General features: G+C 41.4%; 1 protein-coding gene. It reads right to left on the reverse strand.

The features are described from left to right. The coding region (locus E0E16_RS11575) for an IS30 family transposase (RefSeq protein ID WP_130829962.1) at positions 1 to 901 on the reverse strand (901 nt) is incomplete at its 3' end. Between the last annotated feature and the right edge of the window lie 46 nt (positions 902 to 947).

Below are 947 nucleotides of genomic sequence, written 5' to 3' on the forward strand. Positions count from 1 at the left end.
AGTTTAATTTTTCTCTCGGTCTTTCGTTCAATTTCTTTTGTATCGACATAATTCTCTTGTCTGTGTAATGTTCAAACGAATCCTTTTTCGGTATATATTGTCTGATTAGTTTATTTGTATTCTCAATCGCTCCCTTTTGCCAAGAACAATATGGATCAGCGAAGTATACGGGCACGCCTAAGAACTTGGTAATGTCCTTATGTGCTGCAAATTCAGGTCCGTTGTCTGTTGTAATGGTCTTCAGACAGTCCTTGTATGGTGGCAGCAGTTTCCTAACTACCTTTGCCAGAGGCTTTGACTGCTTTCCAAATGGCAGTTTCTGCATAAGCAGCATATTGGTGGATTTCTCTACCAGTGTGAGTATGGTATGCTGGTCAGGGTCTACGATCAAGTCCATCTCAAAATCTCCGAATCTCTTCCCGTCAACTTCCTTACTTCTTTCATGGATACTCAACCTGTCTTTAATTGGAAGATGTCTGCCCTTGGGACGATGTCTGTATTTCATCTTATGCCTTGTGTGTTTGGCAAGTTCCCCTGTTGTATCATTATGAATGATATTATAAATGGATTGGTGGGACACCTTTATTCCCTCATTCTTGCGCAGATAACCTGATATTTGTCGTGGAGACCACTGGTCATTGGTGATATATTCCTTAATTCTCCAGACTAATTCGTTAGAGAGCCTGGCGTTCTTTACCGTTCTCTTTCTGCGCTGCATAGCCATATCGTGCGCCTTTGTCCAGATATACTTTTCTGATGGCGTGCTGTTGCGTTTGATTTCACGTGATAGTGTTGACTGACTGATGCCGACGATTGTGGCAATCTCTTTTCTCCCTGTTTTCTTTTGGAGTAAGGCGAAAATTTGCGACCTTTGCTCCGAGGTTAATTGATGATATTTCACAATACAAAGTTAATTAATCTTGGGGAGACAGAGGTCTCCCTTTTTT

The organism is Prevotella rectalis, assembly GCF_900607215.1.
Classification (GTDB): Bacteria; Bacteroidota; Bacteroidia; order Bacteroidales; family Bacteroidaceae; genus Prevotella; species Prevotella brunnea.